Raw genomic sequence first — 21,876 nt, 5'->3', positions numbered from 1 at the left:
AAGTTACCGCAGCGCTTTCAGTAACCCGACGAATCATCGAGTCGACTATCGTTGCGGCTGGACCGGCCCATCGTGGCGCCGGCACCGTTCTCGACGGGAGCGACATGATGAAAAAAGCCCTATTCTGCGCGGCGCTCGCCGCGGTTTCCGGCCTGATCGCAACGGCCGCCTGCGCCGACGATCCGCCGCCCCCACCGCCCGGCGCGATGCATGGCGACGGGCCGCCGCCGTTTCGCGGCCATGGTCAGATGAGGGGTCCGGGCGGCGCCAACTTCGCGGTGATCCACGATCTCGAACAGTTGCGCCGTCTCTATGCGCTGAGCGGTCATGAAAGCGAAATCGTCGCGGTGTACCGCGACGTGCTGGGCAAGACGCAGGACCCGATGCTGCGGCACTACGTCTACGACTCGCTGGCTCGCGAACAATTGAAGCCCGCGAATCCCGAACAGGCAATCGCCACGCTGCGCACGAGTCTCGCGGAAGACCTCGCCGTGGCAAACAAGGCATCGCATGGTATGCCGGATGGCATGCCGTCGGGGCAGTCTTCCGGTCAGTCGCATTGAGCCGCCGCACTGCACCGACGCACTGAGCCGATGCGTCGAGTGGAGGTGCCGGGTTTGCGCGGCCGTTCGTGGCTGCGTGTTTGGATGGAATAAAGCGTCGCGTGGTATGCGGCGCTTACTCGCTTCATGCTCGGCGCAAGACCGGCCATTACGATCGGCCGTCCTCGCGTGGAAGCGCTCCCTCCACCGCATCGCGCAGCCCTTCGGCACGCTACGTTGGCTGTCCCACATTGGCGCTTCACTGGCGCTTTTCATCTTCCCCCAGGTGACTAGGATAGGAGCACCGAAACGTCCGGGCAGGGTGAAGAATGCGCTATCCGTTGAACCTGGCCATTGCCGCCGCCCTGCTCGTGTTCGTCCTGTGCTGCATCATCAAGCTGGCCTTGAATTGATCGTGGCGCATCCGTGCGGACGCTCATTGCGTTGCGCATGCCGACGACTTCGACGCGTACGCCGTATTATCCGTGCCGGTCCGCATGGACCGCTGCGCCTACGGCTCACGCTGCTCGCGCGTAGGCGCTTTCATCTCACGCCCGTTCTTTTTTACGTCGCAGGCTGCTGCGACCGTGCCCTCGACACACCTTCACTCGCGCGCATTTCGCCGCGACATCGCGCGAAATAATTGTCGAATGGCGTCCGGCGCACCACGCGCCCATACTTCGTTCGCTGCCGGTGCGTACGAATCAACGACGCATGCGATCGAAGTGCTCCACGTGCGAATCCCTTCGCCGATGATCGACGATCCCACGGTTGCCCGATCATCGGCGCATGGCTTCGAACCGACCGGCACCCGGTGCCGACGACAGGATCATCATGTTGAACCCAATGAACTTCATCAAACAGAATGCGGCCCGTTTCACCTGCATGACACTCGTCTGTGGCAGCGCGCTATTGAGCGGTTGCGCCGGCGCGCAGATCACGAACGCGAGCGCGATGAATCCGCCCGTTGCCACGCAGCGCGATGCGCAAACCGGCACATCAGCCGGCGTACCGGCGATGGCGCACCCGGACACGATTTACGTCTCGACGTTCGACGCCGATCCGCGCCAGGTCAAACTCGATAGCGGCATGCTGCAGAAGCTGAAGACGCAGTTGTCGGGTTCGTCGGCGCAACAGCAGCAGGTCGCCGATGCAGCCCAGGTTCGCGAGCAGACCGCCGATGAAATCGTGCGCCAGTTGCAGGCGATGGGTCTGCACGCGGCGCGCTCGGACGGCCCCGTGCCCGCCGATCAGAACGTGCTGCTTGTGCAAGGCAGCTTCGACACGATCGACTCCGGCAATCGCCGCCGTCGCACGCTGATCGGCCTCGGCGCAGGCAAGAGCGAAGTGACGGGCTCGGTGCGGATCATCTACCAGCCGGCGGGCGGCGCGGCGCGTCTCGTGCAGAGCTTCACCGCCAATGCGGACAGCGGCAGGATGCCGGGCATCGCCGAAACCGCCGGGGTGGGCGCGGCAGCCGGCAGCATCGCGACCACGGCCGCGGCGGGCGCGGGCCTGCACGGCATAAGCGAAACGAAACGCGCCGGCGTGTCGGACGATGCGAAGCGCCTCGCCGGCGCGGTCGCGAAACAGATCGCGCAGATCGGCGTCGCTAACGGCTGGATATCGGCGGAGCAGGTGAAGGGCTGAGGACTTAAAGACGAAAGTCGGTGCCGTTCGTGCGGGACCGGGATAACGGAACGGTTAAATCCCCTCGCGATTCGCACGGTTCCGATTGAAGCGACGGAATATCAGAATTATTCAAGCTTACAGCCGCGCTATTTCTACCGATTTCTAATCATCCATCTCTTAATCGGCATTTTTTTCTCATTTCTCGCCTTTCTCCCCTTGATTTTCAAAGCATTAATTGCAAGGCATTGATTTCGTCACACAAATTTTTTATAAAATGCTCGCGCGATGCAAACATGACTTTGAAAGGCAGGGTGGAATGGGAACGCAAGATTTGGCCAGCACGATTTCGAGCGATCTGACACAAAGCGACCGCTTGCTCAAACTCGATACTCCGTTGGGCTCGAATATCCTGGTGCCGCAGCGTGTCGTTGGGCGCTCGCGTCTCGGGCGCCACTTCGAATTCACGGTGGACGTCGTTTCGACGACCGGCAGCATCGAGCTCAAGTCGCTGATCGCGCAGCCCGTGACGCTCTGGGTCCAGCAGGCCGACAAATCGTATCAGCCGCACAACGGCTACGTGCATACCGCACGCCGGCTCGGCTCGAACAGCGGGCTGACCGGCTATCAGCTCGGTTTCGCCTCGTGGATGCACTTCCTGAAATTCCGTCGCGATCAACGCATCTGGCAGGACCGGAGCGCCGACGACATCGTCGCCGACGTATTCAACGCCCATCCGCAATCGCAGGGCCTGTTCCAGTTCGCGTTGTCCAGTCCGCTTCCCGCGCGCTCCTACTGCCGCCAGGACGAAAGCGACTGGAACTTCGTGCACCGGCTGCTCGAAACCGAGGGGCTCTTCGGCTTCTGGCGCCAGGCGCAGGACGGGCGCTCGCACACGCTCGTCATCACCGACCGGCTCGCCACGCTCGATGCGCTCTCGCCCGAAACAGTGTCGTTCTATCGCGGCGGCACCGGCAGCGAAACCGACGCGCTCGTGCAATGGTCGGGCACACGCACCCTGCAAAGCACGGTACTCACCACGCGCACGTTCGACTACAAAACGCCGTCGTCAATCCACAACCCGAAGGGTACGGCCGTGCCGACCATGCCCGATCAGGGCGCCCTCCCGGATCAGGCGGAAGTCTACGAATACACGGGCGCCTACACCTATAACAAGCAGGATCGCGGCGATCAGCTTTCGCGCATCCGTATGGAAGAATGGGAGTCGCGCGCCAAGCGTTTCGTGGGCGTGGGCGGCGTGCGCGCGATGGATGCGGGCAAGCGCTTCGTGCTCGACGGCCACCCCGATCACGACGCCGATCCCGCCAGCCGGAAAGAATTCGCGGCAATCGAAACGAACTGGGTGATCGCCAACAATCTTCCGTCCGGTAGCCAGGGATCGGCTTTTCCGCACAGCCTCCAGGAAACCGTGGACGCGGCGCGCGCGCGTCACGCGAGCGACGCCGCGTTCACGGTCGCGCACGACGACGGTTCGGTGGGCTTCTATCTCGTGGAGATCGAGGCACAGCGCACGAGCGTGCCGTACCGCAGCCCGTTCGAGCACCGCAAACCCGAGATGCACCTGGAAACGGCGATCGTCGTCGGTCCGCAAGGCGAAGAGGTCTATACGGACGAGCTGAACCGTATCAAGGTGCAGTTCATCTGGGACCGCCTGAACGGCGGCGACGAACGCGCCTCCTGCTGGGTGCGCGTGGCGCAATCGGATACGGGCGGCGGCTACGGCGCCGTGCATATGCCGCGCGTGGGCGAAGAGGTTCTGATCGATCACATCGGCGGCGACTGCGACCGGCCCGTGGCAACGTCGCGGCTCTATAACGGCGCCGCGAAACCGCAGTGGCATTCGAACGGACTGCTCTCGGGCTATCGCTCCAGGGAATATGGCGGCGGCAGCGGCTACAACCAGCTCGTAATGGACGACTCGACGGCGCAGAACCGCGTCCATCTATATTCGAGCAGCTATCAGTCCCACCTGCATCTGGGCTATCTCGTCGATCAGTCGGCCAATACGCGCGGCGCGTTTCTCGGCAGCGGCTTCGACCTCAAATCGGAAGCCTACGGCGCGGTCCGCGCGAGCCAGGGCCTGTTCGTCACGACGCATCCGGCTTCCGTCACGCAACCGCTCAACGTCACGGCCGCAGCCGAGCAACTCGCCAGCGCGGAAAGCGTGGTCGAACTGGCTTCGCAGGCGAGCGCCGCGAACCAGGCCGAAAGTCTCGACGAGGGGCACGACGCGCTGAAGAAGTTCACCGACGCGACGCAATACAGCGTGCCGGGCGGCGCGGGTTCGAGCGGGCGCACGGGCGGCGGCGGCACCGGCAACGCGAACGGTTTCTCCACGCCGATCATGCTGCTCGCGAGCCCGTCCGGCGTGGGCGTTTCCACCCAGGATTCGGCGCAGTTGACCGCGAACCAGCAAGTCAACATCGTCAGCGGCAAGAACACGCACGTGGCCGCCGGCAAATCGCTGATCGCGAGCGTGACCGAGAAGATCAGCCTGTTCGTGCAGAACGCCGGCATGAAGCTGTTCGCCGCCAAGGGCAAGGTCGAGATTCAGGCGCAGAGCGACGCGCTGGCGCTCACGGCGCTCAACGACGTAACGGTGACGAGCACCAGCGGCAAGCTCGTGCTGTCCGCCGACAAGGAAATCTGGATCGGCGCGGGTGGCTCGTATATCCGCATCACGGCCGACATGATCGAAAACGGCACCTCCGGCCAGATCCTCGAAAAATGCGCGTCGTGGGACAAGCCCGGCCCGGCTTCGATGCGGTTGCCCGCGCAGGTGACGAGCGTGACGAAGGGCTGCTCGTGGAAATCCGCCGCGGCGTCGGCGGACAGTGCCTCGAGCGTGGTGCTGGAGTAAGACGATGGACTATCGACACCATCACGACGAAGCCGCGAACCGCGCATCCGAAGCGTCCAGGACGACCGAAGCCGCGCGGGTCGACGCGTCGACCGCGACGATCAGACAATGGTTCGGCCGCCATGCGAATCAGCGCTGCTTTCTCTCCGTCGACCCGAGCCAGCGCAACCTGAACGCCGACTTTCCCGAACACGACAACCCGTTCGCGGATCTGCCGCGCGCCGACGTCGTCATCGATCACGAGGCGTTTGCCGAAGCGCATCGCCCCTATCTGCTCGAACTGGATCTTGCGACCGACACGGGCTTGGCCGCGCTCGCGCACAGCGTGCAGGCCGCGTTCGACGACCGCCTCCCGGCCTCGATGGCGTCGGGCCTGGGACAACGGATCGGCGGCTGGCTCGCAAGCCCGGCTTCGCTCGAGGATGTCGCCGCGCACTGGTCGCGTCTCGCGCTGCAACGCGACGCGGCGGGACGCGCCTGCGTGCTGCGCTTCTACGACACGCGCGCGCTCGACCTGCTATGGACGGCGCTCTCCCCGGCACAACAGCAGGCATTGCTCGGCCCGGTAAAGGCATGGCACGCGCTCGACGCGTGCGCGCGGCTCGTGGTTCGCCAAAGCGCGCAGACGTCGCCGGCCCGCTTCGCGCTGCTGCCGCAGCAATGGGACGCCATCCATCGGCACGGTCTCGTCAATCGCGCGCTGGCGCTGCACGCGTATGCGAGCGAGCGTCAGCCGCAAGCGCACGAAGTCGAGGCGGCGCTCGCCGCCGCCGCGCGCGCCGAACGCTACGGGCTGCTCGACCGCGACGACCAGATCGCGTTCATCGGGCACGCGATTGCTTGGCATCCGCAATTCGATCTGCATCCCAAAGTGTTGCAGTTGCTCGGCCGCCGGGCCGACGACGATTTCTACTCGGCCGCAATCAGCCGGCTCTCCGCGGACGAGATCGCCGAAATCCGCCAGGGTGCCTGGTACGACCGTCTCACGGCGTCGGCTTCCCGCTAATCCATTCGCCTCCGCACGCAATCGAAACGACGACACAGCATGACGACGAATAACCAGAAATGCGCGAACTGTGAGAAGTCCGGGCTGCCGATCTTGCCGGTTCGCTATACCGCACTGCCGAAATACGTGAAGGCCGGCTTGCCCGCGGGCATCGGCGGCGCACGCGTGACAGACGTCGCGCTCGAAGCGCACCACTACGGCGTGCGTACGCTGCGCGAAGGCTGGGTCTATCTCTTCTATGAAGCTGGCCCGCGCGGCAGCCGCTACTGGGAAGCGTACAAGGTCACTTCCGACGGACGCCTCTGGAAACAGACGCTGCCCTTATCGCTGGTGCCCGTGACCGATCCCGCCTGCGCGCAATGCGCGATCGCGGTGCCGATGGACCTCATCGCCATCGAGCACCCCGAGAAATGCACGGGCCGCGTGTTCATCGCGTTCTCCCAGCATACGTGGCATCAGCAGATTTTCGACCTGTACGCGTCCGACGACACGCTGCGCGAAGCGCGCATGCAGTACATCGAGCCGTCGAAGTGGATCGGCGGTAGCGCGGACGCGCACCAGCATGCGGTCGCCGCGACCGCGCAGACGATCGACGCCGTGATCGAATACATGCCCGGCTTCGATCCGAAGTCGATGGCGCTTCCCGACGACAAGCAGGCCTTCAGCGATGCAACCGGCGCCTACAAGGACGACCTGCTGCAGCATGAAGTGACGCGCTATGCGCCGTTCATCCGCCAGGCGTCGCCGGCTTCCGCCAGCCAGGCACTCGTGAAGCTGATGCAGCAGATCGGCGCGAAAAACGAGGATGGCGGCAGCGCCGATGCGCATCATCCGCCGATGTTGCTTGCGTTGTGGGACAGCATCGGCACGGTGCACGAGCTGAACGGTTTCCGCTGCGATCCCGCGTCATGGCTCGATCGCTATGCGACCGGAGAGCGCCAGCTCCAGGTCGGCGCGCTCAAGGATATCGACACCGCGCACGCGATCGTCCAGTCGCGTACCGAGCAGGCGCTGAACAACCAGGAAGCGCTGGCAAAGCAGGCGCATTCGATGACGCCGCTCGGCCAGCCGGGCGCGCAAGGCGCGCTCGCCGCGCAACGCGCCAAGGCGCTGGCGGGCGCCGACCCGACGCGCGCGTCGCAGATCAACGCGTATTACGACGACATGGACTGGATGGCCGCCAACAACATTCCCGGCAGCTACCAGACCCGGCTCGTGCAGATGGGCCGCTTCACGGCGGCGGGCAGCCCGGGCTCCAGCGTGCCCTATACGGGCACGTATCGCGACCAGATCATGAACGAGGCGCATGCGTACGCGCAGGCGCAGCCCGGTGCTCACGACCGCAATCTCAAGAGCATGACGACATACAACTGGTCCGATTACGAGGCGCGGCTCAAGCGGACGGATATCGAGAATTTCCGCAAGAAGTACAACGCACTGCAGGCGAAGGTGCACGACATCCAGGAAGCGCGTACCGCCGACGTCGGCAAATGGCTGCAGTCGAAGCTGTTCCTCGACACGCTGGAAGACTACGCCTCAACCGATCTGCGCGACGCGGTGGCCTTCGAGATCGTGATCACCGATGCGCTCGCGGGCATCGGCTCGACGCCCAAGGGCAAGACCGTGCTCGATACGCTGGTCACGCACTGGGACCCCGTGCAGCCGGCGAGTCTCATCTGGCGGGTGTTCGCGATGAACCAGAAGGACGCGCGCCAGGAAATGGCTCAGTTGCTGAAAACGGCGCTCGCCAAAAAGGATACGCCGCTCGAAGCGCCGCCCGGGCAGCCCGCCGCGGGACAGAGCGCGGGAGTGAACGCCGTGATTTCGGCGGCCGGGTCGCTCAAGACGCTCAACGGCTACTACAAGAATCTCGGCAAACTGGCGCTCGAAACGGACCCGAAAAAGATCACGCCGCTAGGCGGGCTGCTCAAACGTCTCGAAGTGGACGTGTTCGGGTTGACCGTGGGCGATGCGGTTTTTTCGAAATTCCGCATCAACCAGATGGGCGACTTCGTCGGCGAAAAGATCATTCAGTCATTGCTGCTGCAACGTGCCGGCATCTCCTATTCCGACGCGATGGCGCTCGTGCGCAAGCAGGCCGAGGTGGAAAAGATCAGCCGTGCCGAAACGATCGAGCGCCTGTTGAAGACGCGCTCGCTGCTGCGCTCGGCGGCGCCCGCGAATACGCCGAAAGCAACCCAGGCGCTGTATGACGTGTGGAACGGCATGAAGTCCACCGACGAGGGCATCAAGGCGCTGAGGTCGAGCCGGATTGCCGTGGTGGCGGCATTGCTGGAGGCGGTCAACTTCTACAAGATCATGTCGGGGACGCACGACAAGGATACGACGCTCAAGCTCGTGCAGTCGGGTGCGTCGATGCTGTCGTCGGTCATCACGATTACGATGACGCCGTTTTATGGGGCGCTGAAGAACGCCATCAAGTCGCAGAGCTGGAAGCTGGTGGGTGGGGGGTTGAGTAGTTTTGGGACGTTTATTTCGGCGTGGATGAGCTTTGAGCAAACCGGCGATAGCCTCAAAAAGGAACAGTACGACATTGCGGTCCTCAATTTTGGGCAGGCGCTGCTAGGTAGCGCAATGGGTGTAGCAACAGTGATCGACACCATAAGCACCGCAGCTCCCCTGCTCAAAAGGCTCGCAATCCAGTATGGAACTGACGCGGTGATAGAGGCGGTGGAAACCGTCACCGCGCGCATGGTAGCTTGGGCTGCATTGAGATCGGTAGGTATGCTGATAGGCTGGGAAGCGACGGTGGGACTGATCGTGCTGCAGACGCTCGCCAGCTGGCTGACGCCCGATGCGCTCGAATCCTGGTGTTCCCGGTGCGCATTCGGCACTGGACAGGAAACGATACTTCGCGTCGCGGACCATAGCGTCACGCGCTACACGGACCCTTCTCAGCAAGAGAAGGACTATGTCGACGCCATGACCAAACTCTCATGAAAAAAGACAACTCGACAAAACCCGCTGTACTGTTGAAAGGCGTGATTTCCAATCTCGAACGCTCGAAGCGAAACCACGACTTCGTGCTGAGCGAAGTTCAGCACCAACAGGTCGGCGCGACGGCGGTTGCCGCCTCGGCCCTAGGCTTGAGCGCTGCGGGCATCGGCCTGATCGGCATGGCGGGAAATTCCGCCGAAGAAGCCGATTGGGTCGAGTTCGAACTCGACGGCAAGCGTATCAAGGGCTGGCTCTGGATGATGCCGATGCGCAATGGCGATCAGGTCGAGGTCGCCGCCGAGCAGGTCGGGAGCGGGCAGTACATTGCATACGCGGTCAAACGGGACGGCGACGATCTGCTTGCCGTCTACCCACACGCTACGGCAGGCAGAAAAGTGCATTATCGAAAGTCCCTCAAGATATGGCTCTGGAGCGCAGCGTTGCTTTATGCGGCAGGGATGATCGTCATGCTGATCCAGCAAGGCGCGAGTTTTTTCCTGCGCGCGGATATGGTCAAGTTCTTTATTCTGCCCGGGATCGTTTTCTGGCTGCTGATATCGGGCCTCATGGCATTCCGCATTTCGCGCAAATTCATGGGCTTCGTGAGAATCGCGGAGACGATCTTCAAGACCTTCGGCTGGCCCGATGCCGAGAATATCGACTTACGGAAAACGTCTCGAGAATCTCGCCGTGAAAACAAGCTGCCTAACTTCGGCAACCTGTATTTCCGCTATAAATAACGGTCGCAGCCTACGTGAATCCAACAAAACCCGCTGTACTGCTGAAAGGCGTGATCTCCAATCTCGAGCGCTCGAAGCGAAACCGCGACTTCGTGCTGGACGAAGTTCAGCACCAACAGGTCGGCGCGACGGCCGTTGCCGCCTCGGCCATGGGCTTGGGCGCTACAGGCATCGGCCTGATCGGCATGGCGGGAAACTCCGATGAAGAAGCCGATTGGGTCGAGTTCGAACTCGACGGCAAGCAGATCAAGGGCTGGCTCTGGATGATGCCGATGCGCAACGGCGACCGTGTCGAGGTCGTTGCCGAGCAAATTGGAAGCCAACGGTACATTGCGTACGCGGTCAAACGGGACGGCGACGACCTGCTTGCCGTCTACCCTCACGCCACGGCAGGCCGGAAAGTGCACCACAAGAAATCCCTCAAGATCTGGCTATGGTGTTCCGTGCTGATGTTTCTCACGTTGCCAATACTCCTGATGCTCCGGGAAGGCCACAAGTTTTTTTCCAACGAAGACATGCCCTTCATGCTGCTTATGGTATTTGCGTTCTGGATGCTGATCTCGGGTCTGATGGCATTCCGCATTTCACGCAAATTCATGGGCTTCGTCAGAATCGCAGAAACGATCTTCGCTACCTTCGGCTGGCCCGACGTCGAAAACATCGATTTGCGGAAAACATCACGCGAATCTCGCCGTGAAAACAAACTGCCCAACTTCGGCAACCTGTACTTCCGCTACAAATAAACCTCTATCGCACTCGAAAGTCAGACAAAAAATGATCGATCTCATTCGTGTCGGCGACGACACCGACCACGGCGGCAAGGTCATCACGGGTTCGTCGACCCTGTGTTTCGACGGTCGTTACGTCGCGCGCAAGGGCGACGAGGTTTCGTGTCCGCGCCACCCGGACGTGCAGCCGAACACGATAGTGGAAGGCGACGAAACAATGACCGACAACGGCGTTCCGATTGCCCGGCATGGACATCGGGCCAGTTGTGGCTGTCGTTTGATTTCGAGCCTGCTGTAGCGGCAAAAGTCGGCACGAGTCGAATTTCGTGCCACCGTCTGCCAGGCCCAAGGGCACGCGCCGCACACACGAACGAGAGCACAACGCAGCCCCCGACGCAACGATCGGATCATTCCCCGCAATGCGGCAAAACATATGGCGGAAAAGCGCGAACTTCGTGCCACCCATATCTACGCGCCCGACGCCCCGGCCACCGCCTCGGACGCTTCGGCTTGCGCGCCCATCGTCACGAGCACGCTGCACGTAACCCGGTCGAGCAGCAGACCGTCGTTGCGGCTGCCGCCCCACCAGCGCGCGAGTCCGTGGCTACGACGGTGTCCCACCACCACGAGATCGACGTTCAGATCTTTCGCAAAGAAGGGAATCTGTTCGAGCGGTTCGCCGATCGCGAGATGTCCCGTCGCGTGAATGCCACGTGCGGCGAGTTTCTTCAATCCCTCGTCGAGCAGGCTCCGCGCCGATTCGTTGATGAAGTCGACCGGCACCGCGGAGGTGATATCCGCGCCCTGCATCCAGGCCGAGTTATTGAGCACGGAAAGCAGATGAACCTGGGCGTTCAGTTCCTGCGCCAGCGCGGCACCGTCTTTCAGCGCGTGCTGCCCTTCGCGGGTTCCGTCGTAACAGAGAAGAATGCGGTTAAAGCATGCCATAGCGTTTCCCCTGCACTGCTTTCGCGGCATATGATTAATTCATTATATGTCAGTTTGTGATACATACGGCACGGCGAGCGGCACGACGCAGACCATCGCGAGAACGATCGTGAAACGCCGCCGCGACAACAGCCGCAACAACCGCCGCTTCATCATCAGGCCTTCGCCAGGCCCGCGTAAAACGGAATGACCCATCAGGAAGCCGAATAAAATGCGTTCACAGTCCCCAGATAATGTCTGCCTCGCTCTTGCGCGCCTCACGCATCATGTCGAGAAACGGCCATGCGCGTTGCGAGAGCCGGTTGCGCGAGTCGCGCTGATTGCCGGCCGAGCAGTGCAACGCTTCGAGCGTCGCCTCCGCAGTCGCATCGTCGGAAATCGCGGCTTCGAGCCGGTCGATCGCGTGGGGCAGTTCGTCGTGCATGATGACGCCGCGCTCGCCGAGCCGCTTGCCGATCAAACCAAGCAGATATTGCGCGAGGTCCCTGAGCATCACGACATCCGGTGACGCCGTCGATTGAAATGTAATCATCATGATGGCTCCTTTCCCGATAGACGCGCTGTACCGGCCAGCGACCCGCACCCGCCCTGTCGCCATCATTTTATATCACAACATGATGCAAATGCGCGAGGTGCCGTGCGCGGGCATGCACGGTCCGTATCGTCGTTGCGACACTGCGCCGCTGTCAGCGCCACGCCACAGTTTTCCCGCGCCACGGCGTGCCGGCGCCGCGTTTTATATCATATTGAAATATAATCATGACCACAGTGTATTCGCGTTGCCAGGGTTTCCCCGGTAATGTCGGGCCCGGCATTCTCGACTACTTTCTGATCCTTATCTTGTCCCGCTCCCCCGTCCTTAGCTGGCTGTCCAGTTTCTTCCCCGCACCGGTCACCGTGAAATGGCACGAGCGTGCGCGATCGTGTCTCGGCGCATTGCTCGGCATCGCCTTCACAGGCGGACTCATGTACCTGCTGCTCGGGCCTGCCGCGAGCATCCCGCTGCTCGTCGCGCCGATGGGCGCCTCGGCGGTCCTGCTGTTCGCGGTGCCCGCGAGTCCGCTCGCACAGCCGTGGTCGATCATCGGCGGCAATCTCGTCTCCGCAACGATCGGCGTGACCTGCGCGAACCTGATCGGCGACCCGACGCTCGCGGCCGCGCTGGCCGTCTCGCTGTCGATCTGCGGCATGTTCGCGCTGCGCTGCGTACACCCGCCGTCGGGCGCGGTCGCGTTGACGGCCGTGCTCGGCGGCCCCGTCATTCATGTACTCGGCTACCGTTTCGTGCTCGAACCGATCGCGATCCAGTCAGCCGCGCTGCTGCTCGCGGCACTCGTCTATCACGCCGCCACCGGTCACCGCTATCCGCATGCGGGCCGCCAGGATCGCGCGACGGCCAGCCAGGCCGCCGACGAAGCCTCGCGCGTCGGCTTCGCGCGCGCGGACGTCGAAGCGGTTCTCGCGCGGCGCGGCGAAATGCTCGACATCGATCCCGACGATCTCTATTCGCTGCTGCGCGAAACGCAGCTTCAGGCGTTCTCGCGCAGCTTCGACGAACTGCGCTGCGAAGACGTCATGTCGCGCCACGTCGTATCGGTCTCCGCGGAAACTCGCGCGGCCACCGCCTGGGATCTGTTCAAACGCAACAAGGTGAAAGCGCTGCCGGTCGTCGATGCGGAACAGAAACTGGTCGGCATCGTCACGCGCGCCGATTTCGTCGACCATCAAAGCTCCGGCGCACTAGCGCCGATCCTCGACTACTTCGACGGCTGGCTGCGCGGCGACGCGTCTCGCACGCCCAACGTCGGCAGCGTGATGACCACCGAGGTCTGCACCGTCGACGCAAGCGCGCCGATCACCGAACTCGTGCCGATGTTCGCGAACTTCGGCCATCACCACGTACCGGTGCTCGATGCGAGCGGGCGCGTGGCCGGCATGATTACGCAAGTCGACCTGATCTCCGGCCTTTACCGGCAAACCATCGCCAAAGCACGCCACGCAGCCTAGACATACGCGCAACCGGGGTCGCGAATCAAGGCCTTCATTCGACCAAATACATCACCATGTGATATATTTGAGGTTTTCTCCTCTCGGCTGATCGCCCATGAAAGTACGAACTCGCAAGCTGAACAAAAGCGACTTCGAGCAACTGTCGGAGTTTCGCTATCAGATGCGGCGCTTCGAGCGGTTCTCCGAACAGGCCGCGCAAAGCGAAGGCATCACGCCCTTGCAATACCTGCTGCTGCTGCATATCAAGGGCTATCCGGAGCGCGACTGGGCCACCGTCGGCGAACTCGCGGAGCGCCTGCAGGCGCAGCATCACGGCGTGGTCGCGCTGGTGTCGCGCTGCGAGGCGCTGAATCTCGTGCGCCGTCAGGTCAGCGAAACCGATCGGCGCCAGGTTGAAGTACACATCGAAAAAGCCGGCGAGCGGGTACTCGAGCGACTCGCGGAATTGCATCGCGCCGAATTGAAATCGCTCGAAGGCTCTTTCCAGATTCCACAGATCGACTTCGACTAACTATGAGCATGGATTCCCATAAGCGCGACTTTTCGACCAACGCGCGGTTGCCGGGCATTTTTGCGCTGGCGGCCGCGATCGGCATGGTCAGCACGCTCGCCGCTTTCGTATTGCTGAACCTGATTCATCTGTTCACCAATCTGTTCTTCTTCGGCACGCTGTCGTTCGCCGACCGTTCGCCGGCCACCAATACGCTCGGCCTCTGGGTCATCGGCGTGCCGGTGATCGGCGGGCTGATCGTCGGGATGATGGCGCGCTTCGGCTCCGAAAAAATCCGCGGCCACGGCATTCCCGAGGCGATCGAAGCGATCCTGTTCGGCAAGAGCAAGATGTCGCCGAAAGTCGCGATACTCAAGCCGCTGTCGTCGGGCATCGTGATCGGCAGCGGCGGACCGTTCGGCGCGGAAGGCCCGATCATCATGACGGGCGGCGCGCTCGGCTCGCTGATCGCGCAGTGCATCAAGGTCACGTCGGCGGAGCGCAAGACGCTGCTGGTCGCCGGCGCCGCCGCCGGCATGACCGCGGTATTCGGCACGCCGGTGGCGGCCGTGCTGCTGGCGGTCGAACTGCTGCTGTTCGAATGGCGGCCGCGCAGTTTCCTGCCGGTCGCGGTGGCCTGCGCGGTCGCCGGTTTCGCGCGCGCGATCTTCTTCGGCACGGGTCCGCTGTTTCCGCTTCAAACCGCCACGCCCGACGGCTGGTCGCTGATTTCGTGCCTCGTCGCGGGCGTGCTGTCGGGCGCGCTGGCCTCGGGACTGTCCGCCGCGCTCTACAAGGTGGAAGACCTGTTCGGCAAGCTGCCGATCCACTGGATGTGGTGGCCGGCGCTCGGCGGCATCGTGGTCGGGATCGGCGGGTGGCTCGAACCGCGCGCGCTCGGCGTCGGCTACGACGTGATCGGCGATCTGCTGCATCAGCATATCGCGGTGCAGGTCGCGCTTCTGCTGCTCGCCGTGAAGGCGGTGATGTGGGTCGTCGCGCTCGGCTCGGGCACCTCGGGCGGCGTGCTCGCGCCGCTCCTGATGCTCGGCGCCGGACTCGGCACGGTGCTCTCGCACTGGCTGCCCGGCAGCGAGCCGGCCTTGTGGCCGCTCGTCTGCATGGCCGCGACGCTCGGCGCCACGCTCGGCGCACCGCTTACGGCCATCGTGTTCGCATTCGGCCTCACGCACGACAGCAACGCGCTGCTGCCGCTTCTGACCGCCACGCTGGTCGCGCACGGCTTTTCGACCATGGTGATGCGCCGCTCGATCATGACCGAGAAAATCGCGCGCCGCGGTTATCACATCTTTCGCGAGTACGGCGTCGATCCGCTCGAACGCCACTATGTCGACGAGGTGATGACGGCCTCGGTCGAATCGGCCGAGGCGAGCGCGACGGTCGGCGCCACGCTGCAAACGCTGTTCGGCGCGAACCAGGTGCGCCGCGCCTATCCGGTGGTGCGCGACGGCGCGGTGATCGGCGTGGCCGACCGCATGCTGCTCGAACGCTTCTGCGCCGACGACGCGGAGCGCAAACGCGCGCTGCCGCTCGCCGAGGTATTCGCGCAGCACAACACCGCCTTTGCCTTGCCATCCGAAACATGCCGGCTCGTCGCAACGCGCCTCGCCGTGCTCGGTCTCGAACGCCTTCCGGTGGTCGCCGACCGCAAGAGCATGCGGCTGATCGGCATCGTCTCGCGCAGCGATCTGGTCAAGCCGTCGCTCGCGCACTTCGAAGAGGAACACAAGCGGGAACGCTTCAGACGCATCGGGCCGGCGCCCACCAAGCGGCGTTTCGCGCCGGTTCGCAAAACCGGCTGAAAAAAGCCGGGATTGGCGATAGCAGAAAGGCCGAGGCCAGTGATGGCCTCGGCCTTTCCATTTGCAGGTCCCTGACGCGTTGCGCGGCAAGAAACGGCACCACCGCCCGCACTGCTGTCCGCCGTCCCCTGCTCCGTGAGAGGCATGGATCACGCTTCCCATGAGGCCCCGATCCGTACCGGACATCATCCCCAAACCGTATAGGTACTGTACCGGATCACCCCGATAGAATGAGCTTCATCGGTCATTCACCTTTCCGCCGCCACGGAGCCATTCATGTCTTACGTCAGTCTCAGCGCGCTGCCCGCCGGCATTCTGTTCGCGCTCGTCACGTCGATCACGCCCGGTCCGAACAACACCATGCTGCTGGCCTCGGGCGTCAATTTCGGCTTTCGCCGCACGCTGCCGCACCTGTCCGGTATCAGCGCCGGCATGGTGCTGTTGATGCTGTCGGTCGGCATCGGTCTCGGCGAGGCGTTCGTGCATTTCCCCGTGCTGTACACGGTGCTCGAAGCTGTCAGCGTCGTGTATCTGCTGTATCTGGCGTGGAAAATCGGCACCTCGGGCGAACTGAAGCTCAAGAAGGGCGAGCGCCGGCCCATGCGCTTTCACGAAGCGATCGCGTTCCAGTGGGTCAATCCGAAGGCGTGGATGATGGTGCTGACCGCGGCCACGACGATCCACCTCAGCGAGAGCTTCGGCATGAATGTCGTCGCGATGGCGGTGGTGTTCTACGTGATCGGCTTTCCGTGCATCTGCCTATGGGCGGGTTTCGGCACGGCCATGCGACAGGTACTGTCGAATCCGAAGCGGCTGCGCATCTTCAACGTGGCGATGGCGCTGCTGCTGGTGGCCTCGCTGTATCCGATCGCGCTGAAGCTGTTCGGCCACGGCGGCTGAGCACGGCCGGCCTTCGCGGCCTAACACCGCACAACACAGCGCCGCGGTGCCGCACGTTACGGCTTTCGTAGCACGCCTCGCACTGCCACATCCGCCCGCCGCGCTCAGAACGCGCCCTGCCCGACCCGCTCGATGAAGCGCCACAATGCATCGTCGGTCGAGTACGGCGCGTTGAAGCGGAACCAGGTGCTCGGCGCGTCGTCGGGACGGAAGTAGGAACCGGGCGCGAGCCAGATGCCATGCGCGAGCGCGGCCGTCGCGACCGCGCCCGCGCGCTCGGGCTCGATCGGCAGGCGCGCCATCATGAAAAGCCCCGCGCGCGGCCGGTGAAAAATCTCGAGCCCGAGCGCATCGAGCCGTTCTTCGAGCGCGGCCTGCGCGAGCTTGAGCCGTTCGTTGACGGTCTCGACATGGCGCGCATAGCGCCCCTCGACCAGCACCTTGTCGACAATCCGCTCGATCGTTTCGGACGACGTCAGCCCCACCGCCATCTTCGTGCGCGCGAGTTCGCGCAGCACCGCCGTCTCGGCCACCACATAGCCGCAGCGCAGCGCGGGCGTCACCGTCTTCGAAAAGCCGCTCACGTACACCACGCGCTGCAGCCCTTCCATCGCGGCAAAAAGCGGCGCGCCCGACGGCGCGAGTTCGCGGCTCACGTCGTCCTCGATCACCCACATGCGCTCGCGCTCGGCGATCTGCAGCACACGGAACGCGGCCGACATGCCGAAGGTCGCACCGGTCGGATTCTGCAGCGTCGTATTGACGAAGATCGCCTTCGGCTTGTGCCGCGCGACCAGCGTGTCGAGCACGTCGGTATCGATGCCGGCCGGCGTGCGCGGCACGCCATGCACGACGAGGCCGGCGAGCTTGAGGATCTGCAGCAGATTGCAATAGCCGGGATCTTCGACGATCACCGTATCGCCCGCGCGCAGCAGCGTGCGCACGATCAGATCGAGCCCCTGCGTCGCGCCCTGGGTGAGCAGCACGTTCGTCACGTCGACGGGCAGGCCGCGCCGGTCCAGTTGTTCGGCGACGCGCTCGCGCAACGGCGCGAAACCGTACGGATGACCGTAGTCGCCGAGGCGCACGGCCGGCACCCGGCTTATCGCCCGCAACGCGTGCTGCAAGCCGCTTTCGTTAATCCACTCGGCCGGCAGCCAGCCGCAGCCGGCCTTGATCGGCACCGAATGGTCGGCGAACACGTCGGACAGCAGCCAGGTCGCGGTCAGGCTCGGCGGCTGCCAGTCGTCGGCGGCCGCGCGCGTGGCCGGTCCGCGCGCCGCCACGCGATAGCCGGAGCCGCGCCGCGCGACCACGAGCCCCATCGAGACGAGCCGGCCGTAGGCCTCGGTCACCGTGAAGGTGCTCAGCGCATGGCTGTGCGCGAGCTGCCGCACCGACGGCAGCAGCGCGCCCGCGCGCAGCGATTGCGCCTCGATCGCCTGCGCGAAGCCTTGCACGACCTGCTCGACGAGCGTCGACGCGGCGCGCCGGTCGCGCTGAAGTTCCAGTTCGATCATGATGCGGGCGATGAATCCAGGCAAAAAAACGGGCCGCGACGGCCGGCCGGGGTGAATGGACGCTGTGGATGCGGTGCCTGAGCATTCGCGCCGTGAATCGATCGCCCACCGGAACAGTTCAAGCGAATCCGCCAGCACAGTTAGCACCACACTTCGTCAACTGTTTATGCCGTCATTAAACCGCGAGCGCTACAGTTTGGCTACGCAGAAAACCCGCACCCCCACCTACTCCAAGGAAATGCCATGAACTCGCGCCCCGTCATCGACGATCTGTCGTCGTTCTGGATGCCCTTCACCGCCAACCGCCAGTTCAAGGCCGCGCCGCGCCTGCTGGAATCGGCGAGGGGCATGTACTACCGCAGCACCGACGGGCGCGAAGTGCTCGACTGCTGCGCGGGTCTATGGTGCGTGAATGCGGGTCATAGCCGCGACGAGATCGTCGCGGCGATCACCGCGCAGCTCTCGACGCTCGATTACGCGCCGACCTTCCAGATGGGTCACCCGCTCGCGTTCGAAGCGGCCGCCAAGGTCGCCGAATTGATGCCGGCCGGCCTCGACCGCATCTTCTTTACGAACTCGGGCTCCGAATCGGTCGATACCGCGCTGAAAATCGCGCTGGCCTATCACCGCACGCGCGGCGAAGGCCAGCGCACGCGTCTGATCGGCCGCGAGCGCGGCTATCACGGCGTCGGCTTCGGCGGCATTTCGGTCGGCGGCATCTCGCCGAACCGCAAGGCCTTCTCGGGCGCGCTGCTGCCCGCGATCGACCATCTGCCGCACACGCACAACCTCGAACACAATGCGTTCTCGAAGGGCCAGCCCGCGTGGGGCGCGCATCTGGCCGAGGAACTGGAGCGCCTCGTCGCGCTGCACGATGCGTCGACGATCGCCGCGGTCATCGTCGAGCCGGTGGCCGGTTCGACCGGCGTGCTGATTCCGCCGCAAGGCTATCTGCAGAAGCTGCGCGAAATCTGCACGAAGCACGGCATCCTGCTGATTTTCGACGAGGTCATCACGGGCTTTGGCCGCCTCGGCAAGGCGACCGCGAGCGAGCGCTTCGGCGTGACGCCGGACATCATCACGCTGGCGAAGGCGATCAATAACGCGGCGATTCCGATGGGCGCGGTCGCGGCGAGCCGCGCGATCCACGATACGGTCGTGAATAGCGGCGCGCCGGGCGCGATCGAGCTGTTCCACGGCTACACGTATTCGGCGCATCCGGCCGCGGCCGCCGCCGCGATCGCGACGATCGACCTGTATCGCCGCGACAAACTGTTCGAACGCGCGGCCGGCCTCGCGCCGACGTTCGAAGCGGCCGCGCATGCGCTGCGCGGCGCGAAGCACGTCAAGGACGTGCGCAACCTCGGCCTCGTCGCGGGCATTGAGCTCGAATCGCGCGACGGCGCGCCGGGCGCGCGGGCCTACGAGGCGTTCGTCAAATGCTTCGAGGCGGGCGTGCTGATCCGCTTTACCGGCGATATCCTCGCGTTTTCGCCGCCGCTCATCATCGACGAGGAGCAGATCGCGCATCTCTTCAGGACGGTTGGCGAGGTGCTCGCGACCGTGCAGTAAGCGCGGCTCGAAACACGCTCGAAAGCAGAAGCGGCGGCACGCGTTGGCGTGCCGCCGCTTTTTTTATCGCGCCTCGCGTGGATGCGCCTGTAGATGCGCATGCGATACACGCGTTCAAACACGCGGGTTCAAACGCACAGGCTCAAACAGTCTTCACGATCTTGGGCCGAAAGGCGGGATTGCCCGGCAAGTCTCCCGCCGCCTCGTTGCGCGCGGCACTCGTCGATAAATACCGCAGGCAGCATACGCGCAGAAAAGACGCGAAATTCAGCGGCTCTTCGCCGCGCAAGGCCAGCAGTTCGTCGTAGAGCTTGACGGCGAATTGGGTCGTGGTCATGTTCTCGCGGTTGGCGATTTCCTGGAGTACATCCCAGAAGAGATTTTCGAGCCGGACCGTCGTGACGACGCCATGAATGCGCAGCGCGCGCGTGCGCGATTCATAGAGGATCGGATCGGCGTTGACATAGACATTGCACATACTGTCCCTCGCAAATGATGACGTAGCGGCCCTCGCCCCACCTCGCGCCGCTACGCCAGCCCGTCAGATTTCGCGTTTGCTCATCTGCCCGGCGATATAGTCGGCCTGGCGGATCGCGAGCGTCACGATGGTCAAGGTGGGATTCTCGCCCGCGCCGGTCGTGAACTGGCTGCCATCAGAAATAAACAGATTCGCAATGTCGTGCGTCTGCCCGAAGCGGTTGCATACGCCGTCTTCCGCTCGCGCGCTCATGCGGGCCGTGCCGAGATTATGCGTCGACGGATAAGGCGGCACGCGATACACCGTCTTCGCACCCGCCGCTTCGTACACGGCCGTGCCCTGCTTGAAGCCATGTTCGCGCATCGCCTCGTCATTGGGATGATCGTCGAAATTGACGTTGGCCACCGGCAGTCCGAACTGATCCTTCACGTCGTGATTGAGCGTAATGCGGTTGTTCGCGCGCGGCATGTCCTCGCCGACGATCCACATGCCCGCCGTGTACGGATACGCGTCCATCGCGTGCGCGAAGTCGGCGCCCCACGCACCGGGATTCAGGAACGCCGCGTAAAACGGCAAGCCGAGCGAGATGGTCTCCATATGATAGCCGCCGGCGAAGCCGCGCTTCGGATCGAAGCGCGCTTCGTCCTCGATGATGCCGGCCATCGTCGTGCCCTTGAACATCTCGACCTTGTTTTCGAACGTGGCGTAGACAGAACCCGTCGTATGGCGCATGTAATTGCGTCCCACCTGGTCCGACGAATTGGCGAGTCCGTTCGGATAGCGGCTCGATGCCGAGGCAAGCAGCAAACGCGGCGTTTCGATCGAGTTGCCCGCGACCGCCACCACGCGTGCCCTCTGGCGTTGCAGCTTGCCTTTGCCGTCGTAATAGAGCACGGCATTCACCTTGCCGTGCGCATCGTGTTCGATGCGCGCAACGTGCGAATGCGGCCGCAATTCCATATGGCCCGTCGCCTGCGCCTTCGGAAGCTCGGTATAGAGCGTGGACCACTTCGCGCTGAAGCGGCAGCCCTGAAAGCAGAAGCCGCGTTGATAGCAGTGGCTGCGATCGTCGCGATTCACGCTGTTGATCGCCATATGCCCGGTGTTGCATTGGCGATAGCCGACCTTGGTGGCGCCCGCAAACATCACCTTGAAATTATTGTTGCCCGGCAGGCCCGGCCAGCCGTTCGTGCGCGTCACGCCCATCTTCTTCTCGGCGCGGTCGTAGTACGGATCGAGATCCTCGCGCGTCACGGGCCAGTCGAGCAGCGTCGCGCCGTCGATGGCGCCATAGGTCGTGCGCGCCTTGAATTCGTGCGGCTGGATGCGCAGGCTCGCGCCGGCCCAGTGCGTGGTCGTACCGCCGACCGTCTTGCAGATCCACGCGGGCAGATGGGGGAAATCGCGCGCCACGCGCCAGCTGCCCGAGGCCGTGCGCGGATCGAGCCAGGAGAGCAGATGGAACGCATCCCACTCTTCCGTTTTGAAATCGGCCGGCGTGTTGTGCGCGCCCGCTTCGAGCACGACCACGTCGATGCCCTTCTGCGCGAGTTCGTTCGCGAGCGTGCCGCCGCCCGCGCCGGAGCCGATGATAACGACCACGTTATGGTCGTCGAGCGAAAAGCGTGTGCTGCCTTGTGTCGTTGCCATG

The 21,876-nt window shown here is 63.7% G+C and carries 18 protein-coding genes; 13 read left to right on the top strand and 5 right to left on the bottom strand.

All coding sequences use genetic code 11. The annotated features are described in order from the left end of the window. The first annotated feature begins 107 nt into the window (after positions 1-107). From GXB81_RS03260 to GXB81_RS03225, 8 genes are all read left to right on the top strand, one after another. On the top strand, positions 108-563 hold the full coding sequence (locus tag GXB81_RS03260) for a hypothetical protein (RefSeq protein ID WP_205988376.1): 456 nt from the start codon (positions 108-110) through the stop codon (positions 561-563). 813 nt (positions 564-1,376) lie between these two features. Continuing rightward, entirely contained in the window at positions 1,377-2,192 is an 816-nt protein-coding gene (locus GXB81_RS03255; RefSeq protein WP_205988361.1) for a DUF4410 domain-containing protein, read from the top strand. A gap of 298 nt (positions 2,193-2,490) precedes the next feature. Continuing rightward, complete coding sequence (locus GXB81_RS03250; RefSeq protein ID WP_205988360.1) at positions 2,491-5,052, top strand: type VI secretion system Vgr family protein; 2,562 nt, start codon at positions 2,491-2,493, stop codon at positions 5,050-5,052. Between the two features lie 4 nt (positions 5,053-5,056). Then, positions 5,057-6,058 carry a DUF4123 domain-containing protein gene (locus tag GXB81_RS03245; RefSeq protein ID WP_205988359.1) on the top strand — a complete coding sequence of 334 codons (1,002 nt, stop codon included), beginning with the start codon at positions 5,057-5,059 and terminating at the stop codon, positions 6,056-6,058. Between the two features lie 39 nt (positions 6,059-6,097). Then, complete coding sequence (locus GXB81_RS03240; RefSeq protein ID WP_205988358.1) at positions 6,098-9,019, top strand: T6SS effector BTH_I2691 family protein; 2,922 nt, start codon at positions 6,098-6,100, stop codon at positions 9,017-9,019. Further along, complete coding sequence (locus GXB81_RS03235; RefSeq protein WP_205988357.1) at positions 9,016-9,756, top strand: putative type VI secretion system effector; 741 nt, start codon at positions 9,016-9,018, stop codon at positions 9,754-9,756. The genes GXB81_RS03240 and GXB81_RS03235 overlap by 4 nt, the downstream gene beginning before the upstream one ends. A gap of 14 nt (positions 9,757-9,770) precedes the next feature. Next, complete coding sequence (locus GXB81_RS03230) at positions 9,771-10,499, top strand: putative type VI secretion system effector (protein ID WP_167281989.1); 729 nt, start codon at positions 9,771-9,773, stop codon at positions 10,497-10,499. A 31-nt stretch (positions 10,500-10,530) separates the two neighbouring features. Next, positions 10,531-10,782: a PAAR domain-containing protein gene (locus tag GXB81_RS03225; RefSeq protein WP_167044579.1), complete on the top strand. Its 252-nt coding sequence runs from the start codon at positions 10,531-10,533 to the stop codon at positions 10,780-10,782. Between the two features lie 170 nt (positions 10,783-10,952). On the opposite strand, the gene GXB81_RS03220 is transcribed toward GXB81_RS03225, so the two are convergent. Continuing rightward, positions 10,953-11,432 (bottom strand): universal stress protein, encoded by a 480-nt coding sequence (locus tag GXB81_RS03220; RefSeq protein ID WP_167281985.1) that lies wholly within the window; start codon positions 11,430-11,432, stop codon positions 10,953-10,955. Positions 11,433-11,649: 217 nt separating this feature from the next. Next, positions 11,650-11,967, bottom strand: coding sequence for a DUF1840 domain-containing protein (locus GXB81_RS03215; protein ID WP_167044586.1), 318 nt, complete (start codon positions 11,965-11,967; stop codon positions 11,650-11,652). A 305-nt stretch (positions 11,968-12,272) separates the two neighbouring features. Here GXB81_RS03215 and GXB81_RS03210 point away from each other — a divergent pair, with 305 nt between their 5' ends. From GXB81_RS03210 to GXB81_RS03195, 4 genes are all read left to right on the top strand, one after another. Continuing rightward, positions 12,273-13,439, top strand: a complete 1,167-nt coding sequence (locus GXB81_RS03210) for an HPP family protein (RefSeq protein WP_205299207.1) — start codon at positions 12,273-12,275, stop codon at positions 13,437-13,439. Between the two features lie 97 nt (positions 13,440-13,536). After that, positions 13,537-13,953, top strand: a complete 417-nt coding sequence (locus GXB81_RS03205) for a helix-turn-helix domain-containing protein (protein ID WP_167044589.1) — start codon at positions 13,537-13,539, stop codon at positions 13,951-13,953. A 2-nt stretch (positions 13,954-13,955) separates the two neighbouring features. Further along, positions 13,956-15,755 carry a chloride channel protein gene (locus GXB81_RS03200; RefSeq protein WP_167281983.1) on the top strand — a complete coding sequence of 600 codons (1,800 nt, stop codon included), beginning with the start codon at positions 13,956-13,958 and terminating at the stop codon, positions 15,753-15,755. Positions 15,756-16,031: 276 nt separating this feature from the next. After that, on the top strand, positions 16,032-16,655 hold the full coding sequence (locus GXB81_RS03195) for a LysE family translocator (RefSeq protein WP_167044595.1): 624 nt from the start codon (positions 16,032-16,034) through the stop codon (positions 16,653-16,655). 104 nt (positions 16,656-16,759) lie between these two features. On the opposite strand, the gene GXB81_RS03190 is transcribed toward GXB81_RS03195, so the two are convergent. Continuing rightward, a complete protein-coding gene (locus tag GXB81_RS03190) occupies positions 16,760-18,175 on the bottom strand; it encodes a PLP-dependent aminotransferase family protein (RefSeq protein WP_205988356.1) in 1,416 nt (471 codons plus the stop codon). Positions 18,176-18,418: 243 nt separating this feature from the next. On the opposite strand from GXB81_RS03190, the gene GXB81_RS03185 reads away from it, so the two are divergent. After that, positions 18,419-19,747 carry an aspartate aminotransferase family protein gene (locus tag GXB81_RS03185; protein ID WP_205988355.1) on the top strand — a complete coding sequence of 443 codons (1,329 nt, stop codon included), beginning with the start codon at positions 18,419-18,421 and terminating at the stop codon, positions 19,745-19,747. 142 nt (positions 19,748-19,889) lie between these two features. Here the strand turns inward: GXB81_RS03185 and GXB81_RS03180 are convergent, their stop codons facing one another. Together GXB81_RS03180 and GXB81_RS03175 are read right to left on the bottom strand one after the other, a co-directional pair. Further along, positions 19,890-20,225, bottom strand: coding sequence for a ribbon-helix-helix domain-containing protein (locus tag GXB81_RS03180; protein ID WP_167044604.1), 336 nt, complete (start codon positions 20,223-20,225; stop codon positions 19,890-19,892). A gap of 63 nt (positions 20,226-20,288) precedes the next feature. Next, the gene (locus tag GXB81_RS03175) at positions 20,289-21,875 is read right to left on the bottom strand and encodes a GMC family oxidoreductase (RefSeq protein WP_205988354.1); all 1,587 of its coding nucleotides are present in this window, start codon (positions 21,873-21,875) and stop codon (positions 20,289-20,291) included. Between the last annotated feature and the right edge of the window lies 1 nt (position 21,876).

The organism is Paraburkholderia sp. Ac-20336, from assembly GCF_017105025.1.
Classification (GTDB): domain Bacteria; phylum Pseudomonadota; class Gammaproteobacteria; order Burkholderiales; family Burkholderiaceae; genus Paraburkholderia.
The sequence above is the reverse complement of the archived record's forward strand: the minus strand, read 5'-3'. Positions and strand labels throughout refer to the sequence as shown.

Excerpts from the sequence above, each read along its gene's own strand:
- GXB81_RS03260 (WP_205988376.1), top strand. The coding sequence starts at position 108 with ATGAAAAAAGCCCTATTCTGCGCGGCGCTCGCCGCGGTTTCCGGCCTG.
- GXB81_RS03255 (WP_205988361.1), top strand. The coding sequence starts at position 1,377 with ATGTTGAACCCAATGAACTTCATCAAACAGAATGCGGCCCGTTTCACC.
- GXB81_RS03250 (WP_205988360.1), top strand. The coding sequence starts at position 2,491 with ATGGGAACGCAAGATTTGGCCAGCACGATTTCGAGCGATCTGACACAA.
- GXB81_RS03245 (WP_205988359.1), top strand. The coding sequence starts at position 5,057 with ATGGACTATCGACACCATCACGACGAAGCCGCGAACCGCGCATCCGAA.
- GXB81_RS03240 (WP_205988358.1), top strand. The coding sequence starts at position 6,098 with ATGACGACGAATAACCAGAAATGCGCGAACTGTGAGAAGTCCGGGCTG.
- GXB81_RS03235 (WP_205988357.1), top strand. The coding sequence starts at position 9,016 with ATGAAAAAAGACAACTCGACAAAACCCGCTGTACTGTTGAAAGGCGTG.
- GXB81_RS03225 (WP_167044579.1), top strand. The coding sequence starts at position 10,531 with ATGATCGATCTCATTCGTGTCGGCGACGACACCGACCACGGCGGCAAG.
- GXB81_RS03220 (WP_167281985.1), bottom strand. The coding sequence starts at position 11,432 with ATGGCATGCTTTAACCGCATTCTTCTCTGTTACGACGGAACCCGCGAA.
- GXB81_RS03215 (WP_167044586.1), bottom strand. The coding sequence starts at position 11,967 with ATGATGATTACATTTCAATCGACGGCGTCACCGGATGTCGTGATGCTC.
- GXB81_RS03205 (WP_167044589.1), top strand. The coding sequence starts at position 13,537 with ATGAAAGTACGAACTCGCAAGCTGAACAAAAGCGACTTCGAGCAACTG.
- GXB81_RS03200 (WP_167281983.1), top strand. The coding sequence starts at position 13,956 with ATGAGCATGGATTCCCATAAGCGCGACTTTTCGACCAACGCGCGGTTG.
- GXB81_RS03195 (WP_167044595.1), top strand. The coding sequence starts at position 16,032 with ATGTCTTACGTCAGTCTCAGCGCGCTGCCCGCCGGCATTCTGTTCGCG.
- GXB81_RS03190 (WP_205988356.1), bottom strand. The coding sequence starts at position 18,175 with ATGATCGAACTGGAACTTCAGCGCGACCGGCGCGCCGCGTCGACGCTC.
- GXB81_RS03185 (WP_205988355.1), top strand. The coding sequence starts at position 18,419 with ATGAACTCGCGCCCCGTCATCGACGATCTGTCGTCGTTCTGGATGCCC.
- GXB81_RS03180 (WP_167044604.1), bottom strand. The coding sequence starts at position 20,225 with ATGTGCAATGTCTATGTCAACGCCGATCCGATCCTCTATGAATCGCGC.
- GXB81_RS03175 (WP_205988354.1), bottom strand. The coding sequence starts at position 21,875 with ATGGCAACGACACAAGGCAGCACACGCTTTTCGCTCGACGACCATAAC.